Here is a 13,786-nt window from a genome sequence, read left to right on the forward strand (position 1 = left end):
AAAAACGGAATGCCGTGCTTCAGCCCTGGGCGTCGCGGATCATGTTGCGCGCGATCACCAGCTGCTGGATCTGCGTCGTGCCTTCGTAGATGCGGAACAGGCGCACGTCGCGGTAGAAGCGCTCGATGGCGTATTCGGAAACGTAACCCGCTCCGCCGTGAATCTGGACGGCGCGGTCGGCGACGCGGCCGCACATTTCGGACGCAAACAATTTGCAGCACGACGCTTCGGTGGAAATCTTTTCGCCCTTGTCGCGGCGCCGGGCCGCGTCGAGAATCATCGAGCGCGCGGCATAGATCTCGGCCTTGCTGTCGGCGAGCATGGCCTGGATCAGCTGGAATTCGGCGATCGGCTTGCCGAATTGCCGCCGCTCCATCGCATAGGACAGCGCGTCGTCGAGCATGCGCTCGGCCGCCCCGACGCAGATCGCTGCGATATGCAGGCGCCCCTTGTCGAGCACCTTCATCGCGGTCTTGAAGCCGACGCCTTCCTTGCCGCCGATGATGTTTGCCGCCGGGACGCGGCAGTCCTCGAGGATCACGTCGCTGGTATGCGCGCCCTTCTGGCCCATCTTCTTGTCGATCTTGCCCAGCGACAGCCCCGGGGTGCCCTTTTCGACGATGAAGGCGGTCACGCCGCCCGCCCCCTTGTCCTCGGGATTGGTGCGGGCCATGACGGTATAGACGCCGGCTTCGGGCGCGTTGGTGATGAAACGCTTGGTGCCGTTGAGGATGTAGTGGTCGCCGTCGCGCCGGGCAGTCGTCCGCAGCGATGCGGCGTCGGAACCTGAGCCGGGTTCGGTCAGGGCGAACGAGGCGATGAGTTCGCCCGATGCGAGCTTCGGCAGGTAGTACGCCTTCTGTTCGGGCGTGCCGTCGACGATCAGCCCCTGCGAGCCGATGCCGTTGTTGGTGCCGATCAGCGAGCGGAACGCCGGCGAGGTTCTCGCGATTTCGAACGCGACCAGCACTTCCTCTTCCATCGTCAGGCCGAGCCCGCCGAACTCCTCGGGGATGCACAGGCCGAACAGGCCGAGCTCGCGCATTTCGGCGACGATCTCGGCGGGGATCTCGTCGGTTTCGGCGACGAGCGGTTCGGCCGGCACGAGGCGCTCGCGCACGAAGCGCGACAGCGTATCGAGAAGGGCGGTGAGGGTTTCCTGGTCGCGAATCATCCTGTTTCCTAAATGCTCATAGCCGGCCCATCGAACCGCCGACTCGTTTGACAAGGCTCACCAGCCGCGGCCCGATGTCTTCCTCGAGCTTTTCGCGGGTGAGCATGAAGGCGGGGCCGCCGCAGTTGAACGCCATGAGGCCGCTGTTCGGACTCATGAACGGGACACCGACGGCGTAGATATCCTTGTCCCAATCGCCCAAGGAAATGCAGAAGCCCCGTTCCGCGTAGTCGCGGAATCCCTGCTCGATGCCGGCCTTGATGCGTGGCCATTGCGTCTCATCGCGCAGGCGAATCTGGTCCATGAGGAAATTGCGCTCCGTCTCGGGGGCGCCGGCGAGATACGCGCGCCCCATCGACGTCGTAGCGAGCGACAGGCGTGCGCCGATTCCGCGTTGCAGGCTGATGGGGGCGCTGCTGCGCACGGTCTCCACATAGACCATGCTCAGGCGGTCGCGAATGCCGACCGAGACGGAGACGCGCGAGTACTCCGCGAGTTCTTCCATCAAGGGTCGGGCGATCTGGCGGATGTCGAGATTCGACAGCTTGGCGTAGCCGAGCGACAGCACGCCGGCGCCGAGGCTGTACTTGCCGAGCGTGTCGATGAAATCGAGGTAGCCGAGCTTGACGAGGGTGCCGGCGAGGCGCGAAACGGTGGGTTTCGGGATGCCCGTGCGCCGCGCCAGTTCGGTAATGCCGAGATAACGCTCGCCGGGGCCGAAACAACGCAGCACTTCGAGACCACGCGCCAGGGCCGTGACGAACTGCCGGTCCTTGCCTTGCTCCTCGTCGTCGAAACGCTCGATGTCGTTGCTCTCGTGACTGTGCGCCACCCCGGTCTCCTTTTTCTCGGGCCTTTGCGTGCCCGATTGCGCGAACTTTTTCAATGTTGTCATTGCGGTTTTCCTTCAGTCAAATTTTTCGATCCGATGATCCGCTATGCGGACCGTTATCGGCATATTGCCGCCGGGGCGCCTTTTGTGGGGCTTAATCCCCATAGCACCAAGCAGTTAGAGTACGGTTTACAACGCCATTTCGATTCAGTACTGTTACGTCGATGTTCCATTTTACACACCATTGATTCGCTGTGCGAACCACAAAACCATGAACGAAGTCCTTCTCGCGGGACCGTCGGACGGCGTCGCCGTTCTGACCATTAATCGTCCCGAAGCCCGAAACGCGCTGAACCAGAGGGTGCGACAGCAACTCGCCGAGCACTTCGCGGCCCTCGGACGCGACCCGGATACGCGTTGCATCGTGCTGACCGGTGGCAGCAGTTTCTTCGCTGCGGGCGCGGACCTGAAAGAGATCGCGAGCGCCTCCCCGATCGAGTTGCATCTGCGGAATGTTCACCGGCTGTGGCAGGCGATCGCGGAATGCCCGAAACCCGTCATCGCGGCCGTGAACGGCTATGCCCTGGGCGGCGGCTGCGAACTCGCGATGCACGCCGACATCATCGTCGCGGGCGACGGCGCGAAGTTCGGCCAGCCGGAGATCAAGGTCGGAATCATGCCGGGCGCCGGCGGCACGCAGCGCCTGACGCGCGCGATCGGCAAATTCCAGGCGATGAAGCTCTTGCTCTCCGGTCTGTCGATCACTGGCAAGGAGGCGTTCGCGATGGGGCTGGCGAGCGAAGTGGTGCCGGACGATGAGGTCCAGGCGCGCGCGCTCGAACTCGCGCGGATGATTGCGGAGCAGCCACCGCTCGCCGCGGCACAGATCAAGGAAGTCCTGCTGGCGGGCCAGAACGCGCCGCTCGATGCCGCCCTGATGCTCGAACGGAAGGCCTTCCAGTTGCTGTTCGCGAGCGAGGACCAGAAGGAAGGCATGGCCGCCTTCTTCGAAAAGCGCAAACCCGTCTATCGAGGTCGATAAATGAACTCATCCTCCAATGCGCCGACGCTGCTCGGCATCGTCGGTGCCGGCCTGATGGGCCGCGGCATCGCGCAGATCGCGATCCAGGGCGGCATTTCCGTCCTGCTTTACGACAACCGCCCGGGCGGCGCGGAAGAGGCCCGCGGGGCGATCGCGGCGACGCTGACGATGCTCGCGGACAAGGGCAAGATCACCGCGGCCGACGCCGACGCGGCCAGCGCACGCCTGACGGTTGCCACGACCATAGAGGAACTGGCGCCGTGCACGACGGTGGTCGAGGCCATCGTCGAGAAGCTCGACGCGAAGAAGGATCTCTTCCGTCAGCTCGAAGGCATCGTTCGCGACGATTGCATCCTCGCGACGAACACGTCGTCGCTGTCCGTCACCGAGATCGCCGCCGCCTGCCGGCTGCCCGGTCGAGTTGCAGGTTTCCATTTCTTCAGCCCGGTTCCGCTGATGAAGATCGTCGAAGTCATCACCGGACCGCTGACGGACGACGGGATTGCCGACGCCCTCATCGCGTTGGCGCATCAGATGGGCCACACCCCGGTGCGCGCGAGCGATACACCGGGCTTCATCGTCAACCACGCGGGCCGCGGCTATCTCACCGAATCGCTGCGCGTGCTCGGCGAGAACATCGCCGCGTATCCGGAAATCGACCGCATCCTGCGCGAAGCGGCAGGCTTCCGCATGGGGCCGTTCGAGCTGCTCGACCTGACCGGCCTGGACGTCTCCCAGCCGGTCATGGAATCGATCTACGAGCAGTTCTACCAGGAACCGCGCTTCCGCCCCTCCCCCATCGCGCGCCAGCGTCTCGCCGCACGCCTGCTCGGACGCAAGACCGGGCGCGGCTTCTACCGCTATGAGGACAACCGCAAGCAGGAGCCGGAAAGTGCGCCCGTTCCGGCACGCACGAACGCGCCGGTCTGGCTCGCCGCGCGCGATGCCGTGGCCCACTCCGGCGTCGTCGCGCTGCTGCAATCGCTCGGCGCCGAGTTCGAGCACGGGGAACGCCCGTCGGCGCACTCGCTGTGCCTCGTGCTGCCGGTCGGCCGGGACGCGACGAGCGCCGCCGTCGCCGCGCAGCTCGACCCGACGCGCACGGTCGGCCTCGACCCGCTGTTCCTCACCGGACGCCGCACGCTGATGACGACCCCGGTGACCGCGCCCGAGGTCCGCGACGCGGCACACGGCCTTTTCGCGAGCGACGGCGTTCCGGTTTCGGTAATCCGCGACAGCGCGGGCTTCGTCGCCCAGCGCGTGATCGCGACGATCGTCAACATCGGCTGCGACATCGCCCAACAGGCGATCGCCACGCCGCAGGACATCGACAAGGCCGTCACGCTGGGCCTCGGCTACCCCAAGGGCCCGCTCGCGATGGGCGACGCGCTCGGCGCCGCGACCGTGCTGCGTATTCTCGACAACCTGTTCGATTTCTACCGCGATCCCCGCTACCGCCCGAGCCCCTGGCTGAAACGCCGCGCGCTGCTCGGCCTGTCCCTGCTCACCCCGGAAAACTGATTCCCCGAACATCGAAACGAGGACCCTTCATGCTCGACGCCTACATCTACGCCGGTCTGCGGACCCCCTTCGGACGCCACGCCGGCGCGCTCGCTCCCGTGCGTCCTGACGACCTGGTCGCGACCGTGATGCGCAAACTGCTGGCCGATTCGCCCTTCTCCCCCGAACAGGTCGAGGACGTGATCCTCGGCTGCGCATGCCAGGCCGGCGAAGACAGCCGCAACATCGCACGCCACGCGGCGCTCCTCGCCGGACTGCCGGCGACCACCCCCGGTCAGACCGTCAACCGCCTGTGCTCCAGCGGCCTCGCGGCCGTCCTCGACGCGGCGCGCGCGATCACCTGCGGCGATGGCGATCTCTACATTGCCGGCGGCGTCGAGAGCATGAGCCGCGCCCCCTTCGTCGTCGCCAAGAGCGAGTCCGCTTTCGGGCGCGACTTCAAGGTGTTCGACTCGTCGATCGGCGCCCGCTTTCCGAACCCGCGCATCACCGCGCAATACGGCGGCGACACGATGCCCGAGACCGCCGACAACGTCGCGCGCGAGCTCGGACTGACGCGCGAGGAGAGCGACCGCTTCGCCGCCGGCTCGCAGGCGAAGTTCGCTGCCGCGCAGGAAAGCGGTTTCTTCGACGGCGAGATCCTGCCGATCGAAGTGCCCACCGGGAAGAAGACGCCGCCGCTCCTCGTGAGCCGCGACGAGCACCCGCGCCCGGAAAGCACGCACGAGGCGCTGTCGCGCCTGCGCGCGCTGCATGAAGGCGGCGTCGTCACCGCGGGCAACGCGTCCGGCGTCAATGACGGCGCCGTCGCGCTGTTCGTCGGCAACCGCGCGATCGGCGAAAAGGTCGGGGCGAAGCCGATGGCGCGCATCCTCGCCGGCGCAGCGGTGGGCGTCGAACCGCGCGTGATGGGCATCGGCCCGGCCTACGCCATCCCCAAGGCGCTCGCCCGCGCCGGGCTGACGCTCGCCGATATGGACGTCATCGAGATCAATGAGGCCTTCGCCGCGCAGGTGCTCGGTTGCCTGAAGCTGATGAACGTCTCCTTCGACGATCCGCGCGTAAACCCCAACGGCGGCGCGATCGCCGTCGGCCACCCGCTCGGGGCCTCCGGCGCGCGTCTCGCGCTGACCGCCGCCCGCGAACTCGAACGGCGCAACGGCCGGTACGCGGTGCTGAGCCTGTGCATCGGCGTCGGCCAGGGGCTTGCCGTCGTCATCGAACGCATCTAACCAGGAATTCCGCAATGTCAGGAGCACTCTCACACATCCGCGTCCTCGACCTGTCCCGGGTTCTCGCCGGCCCGTGGGCGAGCCAGACGCTGGCCGACCTCGGCGCCGAGGTCATCAAGATCGAGCGCCCCGGCGTCGGCGACGACACGCGCGGCTGGGGCCCTCCGTACCTGAAGGACGAGGCCGGCAACGACACAAAGGAAGCGGCATACTTTCTCGCCGCCAACCGCGGCAAGAAGTCCGTCACCATCAACCTGTCGAAGCCCGCCGGGCAGGCGCTGATCCGGCGCCTCGCGGCCGAGAGCGACGTCTTCATCGAGAACTACAAGGTCGGCGACATGGCGCGCTACGGCCTGTCGTACGACGACCTGAAGAAGATCAACCCGAGGCTGGTCTACTGCTCGATCACCGGCTTCGGCCAGACCGGCCCCCTGTCGCACCTCGCCGGTTACGACTTCATCATCCAGGGCATGGGCGGCCTGATGAGCATCACCGGCGAGCGCGACGACCTGCCCGGCGGCGGCCCGCAGAAGCTCGGCGTCGCCTTCGCCGACCTGATGACCGGCGTGTATTCGACGGTCGCGATCCTCGCGGCGCTCGCGCACCGCGAGAAATCCGGCGAGGGCCAGTACATCGACATGGCGCTGCTCGACGTGCAGGTCGCGACGATGGCCAACATGAACATGAACTATCTCGTGTCGGGCAAGATCCCGAAACGCCAGGGCAACGCCCACGCCAACATCGTGCCCTACCAGGTGTTCAAGTCGCGGGACGGCCACCTCGTGCTCGCGGTCGGCAACGATGGGCAGTTCATCAAGTTCTGCGAAATTGCCGGCTGCCCGGAGTTCGCGAAGGACGAACGCTTCGCAACGAATGCCGGACGCGTGCGCAATCGCGAGACGCTCGTGCCGATGCTGCAGGAAGTCCTGCAGACGCGCACCACCGACGAATGGATCGCGCCGCTGGAATCCGCCGGCGTGCCCTGCGGACCGATCAACAACATCGCCCAGGCATTCGAGAACCCGCAGGTCAAGCATCGGCAGATGAAGGTCGATCTGCCGCATCCGCTGTCTGGCACCGTGCCGTCGGTCGCCAACCCGATCCGCTTCTCGGCGACACCGATCAGCTATCGCAGCGCGCCGCCGCTGCTCGGCCAGCACACGCACGACGTGCTCACGACGCTCGCCGGCCTGTCCGAGGCCGCGATCGAGGATCTGAAGGCGAATGCCGTGATCTGAGACGATGCCCGCCGCGCGCCACGAGCGGCGGCGGGCGTTTACCGGATAGCCGAACGGACGGCCGCAACGGCGCGTCCCGCAACAAGACGTCGTCAGGACCCCCGACTTGAATTCCCCCGCGGTACGCACGCTGTGGCTGCAGGTCTTCCTGCCATACGCCATCGGTTACTTCCTTTCCTATCTGCTGCGGACCGTCAACGCGGTGATGGCTCCCGAGCTGTCCCACGGCCTCGGCATCTCTGCAGCGGACCTCGGACTGCTGACGAGTGCCTACCTTGCCGCCTTCGCGGTGATGCAGCTGCCGCTGGGCATCTGCCTCGACCGCTTCGGCCCGCGGCGCGTACAGGCCGCACTGCTGCTCGTCGCCGCGCTCGGCTGTGCCGGCTTCGCACTGGGGCAGAACCTGACGCAGTTGTTCGTCGCGCGGGCCCTCATTGGTGCCGGGGTATCAGCGAGTCTGATGGCGTCCTACAAGTCGTTCTCGCTGTGGTTCCCGCCGAGCCGGCAGGCATCGCTCAACGCCGCGATCATGGTCGCGGGCGGCCTCGGCGCGCTCACTTCCAGCAGCCCGTTCAGTCTCCTTCTGCCGATCGTCGGCTGGCGCTGGATCTTCGCCGGCCTCGCGTTCCTTGCGGTCGCCGTCGCGATCCTGATTCTGCGCTCGCCCGAAAAACCGGTCGCCAGTCACGCCCAGGGGCTGCGCGAACAGCTCGCAGTACTCCGCGGCATCATGGGCAGCCGCAACTTCTGGCGTTTCGCGCCGCTGATCGCCACGATGAACGGCGGCTTCACCGCCCTGCAGAGCCTGTGGGCCGTGCCGTGGCTCACCGAGGTCGTCGGCCTCGACCGCAACGGCGCCGCGTGGTATCTGCTGCTGCTCAACCTCGCGCTGATGGCCGGCTACGCGACCGTCGCGACCCAGCTGCATCGGCTGACGCGCCGCGGCTGGAGCCTCGGGCACATCATGGTCGGCGGCGGCGTACTGCTCCAGCTCACCTCGCTCGCGGTGATCGTCGGCGCGCCCGGCGGCTCGACGCTGTGGGTGCTGCTTGGGCTCGTTTACGCGACTACGAACCTCACCTACGCGCACCACGCGAGCCGTTACCCGTCGACCGTGTCCGGGCGCGCGAACACCTGCCTGAACCTCGCTATGTTCACCGGCAGTTTCGCATTCCAATGGGGTTTCGGCATCGTCGCCGACGTTACTGCGGCGCAGGGACGCACGCACGCGGAAGGGCTGGTGCTAGCGTGGGCGCTGCTGCTCGCCCTGCAGGTCACCGCCCTGTTGTGGTTCGTGGCCAACCGCGAGCGGCAGGGCACCACGGGAGCCGAAGCGACGTCCCACGCGCGCGTCCCATGACACCTTGAGAACGGGATATGGCATTTTGGCTACCCAAAGGCATGCCCCCGGTGCGCTCGTTTCACCCGCACTGCCTATCCCGGCTTCACCTCGATCAGCTTGCGATACTGTGCCATGTGGCGGATGGCTTCCCTGGGTTTGCTGAACTGCTCGCATAACAGCGCCAGGTTGTAGTGGCAATCGGCCAGGCCGGGGTCGCCGCGTAGCGCCGCCCGATAGGCGTCCATCGCTTCATGCTTGCGATCCATGTCGTCGAGCAGGACGCCGAGGTTGTACATCAGTGTCGGGGCGCTGCCGCACGCCGCGATCGCCTCGCGATACACATGTTCGGCCTCCGTCAGGCATCCGGCCTCGTGCAGGAGCGATCCCAGATTGATGCGCGCATTGAGCAGCTGCGGCGCCTCGGCGATGGCACGCTCGTACGCTCGCCGCGCAGATTCGGGTTCGTCGCGCTCCAGGGCGAGCGCCTGCTCGAACCAGTGCGTCGCGTGCGGCGCTGCGTCAGCGGGAGCTTCCGCCGCCTTGTACTCGACCACGTTCAGCGAGCCATCGGACGGATCGCCTTCGAACGCGAGCAGATACTGGCCCGATTCGGCCTGCCAGTGGCTACCGCCTTCCTTCACCACGACATGCTCGGCGACCACGCGGACGGAAAGGCCCGACAAGGGCATCTCCTCCGGAAGCCGGCTCCGCAGCGCCTTCATCGACCGCAGGATGCGTCTGGGCGGCACCTGCGCCTGCGCGAGCGCCTGAGCGGTGCGCAGGACAACCAGATCCTGAAAGGAGAAGCGCCAGGCGTTGCGCGGGCCGCGCTCCGGCGAAACGAAGCCCGCCTCGATCAGTGCGCGGATCGTATTGCGCCGCAGGCCGAGAAGCTTTTCGACCTCGCGCACGCCGTAGCGGTGCATGGAGGAAACCCCGCTATTTCTTGGCCGTCTTGCGCACCGCAGGCTCCGCGGCGGCTCGAGCCCGCTTGGGCGGCTTGCGCGCCTCGACCTGCGGTGCGGGCGTCACGGGAGCCTTCTTCTCCAGGCTTGCGCGCAGCGCTTCCATGAGGTCGATCACCTGACCGCGACCTTCGCCCTCCTCGATCAGCGTGATCTCCTGCCCCTCGACCTTCTTCTGCACCGCAGTCTCGATGCGCGCGCGAACCGCGTCCGTGTAGGCGTCGGGATCGAAGCGGTCGACGGCCTGCTGATCGATGAGTTGCTCCGCGAGCTTCAGCTCTGCGTCCTTGACTTCGGTGTGCGGGATGTCGAGATCCTTGATCGAACGAACGTCCGAGCCGTAGAGCAGCTGCTGCATGACGAGTCCGTCCTCGACGGGGCGGATCATCACTACGTGCTGCTTGCCGTGCGACGCCCAGCGGCCCAGGGCACAGCGCCCGGACTCCCGTAATGCCCGAGCGAGCAGCGCGTACGGCTTGGCGCCCCCCTTGTCCGGAGCGAGGTAATAGGCCTTGTCGAAGTACACCGGATCGACGGATTCGATGGGTACGAACTCGCTGATCTCGGCGCTGTGCGAACCTGTCTCCTCGAGTGCCTTCAGCTCGTCGGGGCTGAAGGTCACGTACTGGTCCTTGGCGAATTCGTAGCCCTTGACGATGTCGTCGCGCGGCACCACCACTTCTTCCTTCAAGCACACGTACTGCTGCTTGAGCCGCGATCCGCAGCCCTTGTGCAACATGTTGAACGAGACGGTCTTGCTCGTCTCGGTGGCCGAATAGAGCTTCACGGGGATGGCCACCATTCCGAACGAGATCGTGAGCGATGCGATCGATCGTGCCGCCATGCTTGTCTCCGGGGGTCAGGGAGGTTTACGTTTTTGCGCCCGACAAGGCCCGTTCCAGGCTCAGCTTGCGCTTCAGGGCGTCGTGCCAGCGATCACCCGTTTGCGCCAGGCGCTGCGCGACGTTGGTGATCCTGAAATCGAGCGGGTGCGCGCTCCCCAACTCGTCCCAAGTGAGCGGCATCGACACGGGGGCGCCGGGCACCCCGCGGGGCGAGTAGGCGACGTTCAGCGTCTTGCCGCGGACGTTCATATTGTAGTCAAGGAAAATCTTGCCGGTCCGCGACCGCACACTCCACTCCATCGTGATGTCCTGCGGGTGCTGGCGCAGCAGGTGCCGCCCGACGAGCTCGCACACCTTGCGCGCGGCATCGAAATCGAGGGTGCGCCGGATGGGCACGAAGATGTGTAGCCCGGTCTTGCCCGAGGTCTTGACGATGGCGTCCAGCGCCATGCTCTGCAGCAACTCGCGCAGCCAGAAGGCCACCTCTTTGCCCTTCTCGAAGGCGAGCGTATTGAGTTCCGGCTCGTCTCCCGGCGCCTCCTTGCCGGAATAGATGTAGGGATCGAGATCGAACACCACGTAGTCGGGGTAGTTCAGCACCGAGGCTTCAAGAGTGGAAAGCGAAGTGGCGTAATCGGTTCCCTGGACCGCCGCATCCGGCCCGAGACGCGCACGCGAATGCCAGACGTGGAGCTCGATCGTCCCATACTGCGCCAGCCACAGCAGCGTGGCCAGGTTGTTGCAGATGAGCACTTCATGACTCTCGTCCTGGCGCCCCGAATACACGTCGAGCATGTCCAGGAACTCCGGCCGCTCCTGCTCCCAGCGCTTCTGGAAAAAGCGCTGTCCGAAGATGCCGTCGGGCATGCGAATCAGCGTCAGCGGGCGATCCGCGAGGTGAGGCAGGAGGAAGGGCGAGACTTGCGCGAAATAGCGCAGCAAGTCGCGCTTGGTCACCGCCGGCTGCTTGAGGGCCTGATCCTCCGGCCAGTAGACGCGATCAAGATGCGTCAGCCGGATCCGGTGCGGACCGACCGCGAGCGAGAAGGCCGTCTTGCTGTTCTCCAATTGGTGCAGGATGTCGTCGATCTCGCTGCGCCCATCCTCCGCGCTCGCCGACCCGCCGGCGGGCGGCTTATGCGGCACCGCGCCGCCCTCGGCACGGCGCACCGACTTGGGATCGATATCGTCGCGCATACGGAGAAAGATCGGCACGCGCAGGCTGCCGTCCTCCGTCCACTCCTGGAACTGCACCTCGACCACCAATTCCGGCTTGACCCAAGTCGTCGGCCCATTCAGCTCCGGCTTCTCCACGAACGGGCACACCTCCGTTCGCAAGCCCTCCAGCCGCGCCCTCACCTGCTCCAGCGTTGCGGTATCGAAGCCGGACCCGACATGCGAGGCATAACGCAGGGCGCCCCCCTCACCCCCCTCCCAGTACCCCAGCAGCAGCGCACCGAGCGGGCCTCGCGAGCCCTTTCCGCGGGTGTAGCCGCCCACCACGAACTCCCCGCTTTGAGTGGCCTTGATCTTGAGCCAGGATGCCGAGCGCCGTCCCGCCTCGTAGCGGCTGTCCTTGCGCTTGCCGATGATCCCCTCGAAGCCGCTCGCGAGCGCGGCCCGCTGCAGCGCCTCCCCGTCCTCCGCGACATGGACGAGCTGCAGCAGCGGCGAAGGCAGCAGGCATTGCGCGAGGTAGCGGCGACGGTCGCGATAAGGCGCCGCCCGTAGATCGACGCCGGCGAAGTACAGCAGGTCGAAGCAGCAAAAAACCACTGGCGTGCTGCGGTCGGCCGCGGCGATATCGCGCTCGGCTTTCAGATGGAAACGGTTCTGCAGCGCATTGAACGACGGCCGGCCGCTCGCATCGAAAGCCACCAACTCGCCGTCCACGATCATGTCCGCCCCCTGGCCGCGCAGTTCCGCGGCGAGCCGGGGAAAGGTAGTAGTCAGGTCGAGGCCCCGGCGCGACAGCAGTTTCACGCGCATTTCCGTCCCCTCCCGGGCGACGAACGCCAGCACACGATAGCCGTCCAGCTTCGGCTCCCACAGCCAGTCTGCGTCGGCAAACGGCGCCTCGCCGGTCGCGGCGAGCATGGGCGAGAGCGTCGCGGGCATCGCCTCGGGCCGGCCGGTGGGCGCCAGCGTCGCCGCGGGCACCCGATGCGCCGGCAGGACCTTGATCTCCTCGACCGCCAGCCCGCAGAGCACCGAACGGTTCCGCCCGGTCATATCGGCCGCCCCCGCGGCCGGCCCCGCGTAGCGGTCCTTGTGCTTGATAAGGAGCCAGTTTCGCGGCTCCCCGCTGCGGACCAGAGCGAAGGCCCCCTTCACCTTCACCCCGCGCAGCTGAAAGCTGAGCTTGCCTTTGGCGAGGCCCTCGCGCACCCGCCGCTGCGCTTCGTCGCGATCGTCGAACGAGTACGCCTGATCCTCATCGGGCGAATAAACGCCGCAATCCCAGACGATCACCTCCCCGGCGCCGTACTGCCCGGGCGGGATCACGCCTTCGAAGGAAGCGTAGTCGTAGGGATGATCCTCCGTCTCCACCGCAAGCCGCTTGTCCGCGGGATCGAGGGACGGCCCCTTGGGAACTGCCCAGGATTTCAGCACTCCATCACATTCGAGCCGGAAGTCGAAGTGCAGCCGCCGGGCCAGGTGCTGCTGGATGACGAAGAGCAATGGCCCGCCCCCCGCCCGTAGCGCCGAGGGTGCCGGCTCCGGTGTGGCAGCGAACGTCCGCTTGGCCGAATAGTCGCCCAGCAGATCCGTCCCGGCCGCGGGCGGCCCCTTCGCCGGCGCTTTCGCTTGGCGTGCCGGACGCGAGGGCGGCGCCGTCTCAGCTCGGCGCGGCACGAGGCGAGTCCCCGGGAGAAATGCGATGCGATTGGCGACCGGAACGAGCGGCTTTTCGTACAAGGAGTGGCTCGGCTCCTTCTACCCGGAAAAGCTCCCGGCGAACGCGATGCTGCGCTACTACGCCGAGCGCTTCACGACGGTGGAGATCAACAACACCTTCTACCGCATGCCGGCCGAGTCGATGCTCGCGCACTGGGCAGAAGAAGTGCCGCCCGGCTTTTCCTTCACGCTCAAGGCGCCGCGCCGCATCACGCACGAGGAGCGCCTGCACGCATCCGAAGCGAGCGTGGCCGAATTCCTGCGCCGCGCCGGCACGCTGGGGGACAAGCTCGGCGTGCTCCTGTTCCAGCTGCCGCCGTATCTCAGAAAGGATCTTCATCGGCTGCACGATTTCCTGGCGGTATTGCCGTCGGACAAACGCTACGCCTTCGAGTTTCGCCACGCCTCCTGGCAGGACGACGAAGTCTACGACGCCCTGCGCTCCCACGGCGCCATGTATTGCGTCACCGACACCGACGAAGGGGAAACGCCCTTCGTGGCGACGACCGAGTGCGCGTACATCCGCCTGCGGCGAACGCACTATGACGACGGCGACCTGCGCGCCTGGGTCGAGCGAATTGCAGCTCAGCCCCTCGCCCGCGCCTACGTCTACTTCATGCACGAGGACGAAGCCCTCGGCACGCGCTTCGCCCACCGCCTCGACGAGTTGTGGCGGGAAGCGGGCGGAACGCGGTAA

General features: G+C 66.6%; 11 protein-coding genes. 6 read left to right on the top strand and 5 right to left on the bottom strand.

The features are described from left to right. Nucleotides 1–19 precede the first annotated feature (19 nt). Entirely contained in the window at nt 20–1,174 is a 1,155-nt protein-coding gene (locus BW991_RS05275) for an acyl-CoA dehydrogenase family protein (protein WP_076601065.1), read from the bottom strand. Between the two features lie 16 nt (nt 1,175–1,190). After that, nucleotides 1,191–2,069: an IclR family transcriptional regulator gene (locus tag BW991_RS05280; RefSeq protein WP_084204973.1), complete on the bottom strand. Its 879-nt coding sequence runs from the start codon at nt 2,067–2,069 to the stop codon at nt 1,191–1,193. Nucleotides 2,070–2,277: 208 nt separating this feature from the next. On the opposite strand from BW991_RS05280, the gene BW991_RS05285 reads away from it, so the two are divergent. The 5 genes from BW991_RS05285 (at nt 2,278) to BW991_RS05305 (ending at nt 8,399) form a co-directional block, all read left to right on the top strand. Beyond that, nucleotides 2,278–3,048: an enoyl-CoA hydratase gene (locus tag BW991_RS05285; RefSeq protein ID WP_076601066.1), complete on the top strand. Its 771-nt coding sequence runs from the start codon at nt 2,278–2,280 to the stop codon at nt 3,046–3,048. Beyond that, a complete protein-coding gene (locus BW991_RS05290) occupies nt 3,049–4,569 on the top strand; it encodes a 3-hydroxyacyl-CoA dehydrogenase (protein WP_076601067.1) in 1,521 nt (506 codons plus the stop codon). Nucleotides 4,570–4,598: 29 nt separating this feature from the next. After that, nucleotides 4,599–5,801 (top strand): 3-oxoadipyl-CoA thiolase, encoded by a 1,203-nt coding sequence (locus BW991_RS05295; protein ID WP_076601068.1) that lies wholly within the window; start codon nt 4,599–4,601, stop codon nt 5,799–5,801. A gap of 14 nt (nt 5,802–5,815) precedes the next feature. After that, a complete protein-coding gene (locus tag BW991_RS05300; protein ID WP_076601069.1) occupies nt 5,816–7,039 on the top strand; it encodes a CaiB/BaiF CoA transferase family protein in 1,224 nt (407 codons plus the stop codon). Nucleotides 7,040–7,145: 106 nt separating this feature from the next. Continuing rightward, complete coding sequence (locus BW991_RS05305; protein ID WP_076601070.1) at nt 7,146–8,399, top strand: MFS transporter; 1,254 nt, start codon at nt 7,146–7,148, stop codon at nt 8,397–8,399. Between the two features lie 74 nt (nt 8,400–8,473). Here BW991_RS05305 and BW991_RS05310 read toward each other — a convergent pair whose 3' ends face one another. The 3 genes from BW991_RS05310 to ligD are packed head-to-tail and all read right to left on the bottom strand — an operon-like array spanning nt 8,474 to nt 13,047. After that, nucleotides 8,474–9,307 (bottom strand): tetratricopeptide repeat protein, encoded by an 834-nt coding sequence (locus tag BW991_RS05310; protein WP_076601071.1) that lies wholly within the window; start codon nt 9,305–9,307, stop codon nt 8,474–8,476. A gap of 13 nt (nt 9,308–9,320) precedes the next feature. Next, nucleotides 9,321–10,190, bottom strand: coding sequence for a non-homologous end joining protein Ku (ku, locus tag BW991_RS05315; RefSeq protein ID WP_076601072.1), 870 nt, complete (start codon nt 10,188–10,190; stop codon nt 9,321–9,323). Between the two features lie 25 nt (nt 10,191–10,215). Next, nucleotides 10,216–13,047 (bottom strand): DNA ligase D, encoded by a 2,832-nt coding sequence (ligD, locus tag BW991_RS05320; protein ID WP_244551629.1) that lies wholly within the window; start codon nt 13,045–13,047, stop codon nt 10,216–10,218. A gap of 25 nt (nt 13,048–13,072) precedes the next feature. On the opposite strand from ligD, the gene BW991_RS05325 reads away from it, so the two are divergent. Then, nucleotides 13,073–13,786, top strand: a complete 714-nt coding sequence (locus BW991_RS05325) for a DUF72 domain-containing protein (protein WP_076601073.1) — start codon at nt 13,073–13,075, stop codon at nt 13,784–13,786.

The organism is Aromatoleum tolulyticum, from assembly GCF_900156155.1.
Taxonomy (GTDB): domain Bacteria; phylum Pseudomonadota; class Gammaproteobacteria; order Burkholderiales; family Rhodocyclaceae; genus Aromatoleum; species Aromatoleum tolulyticum.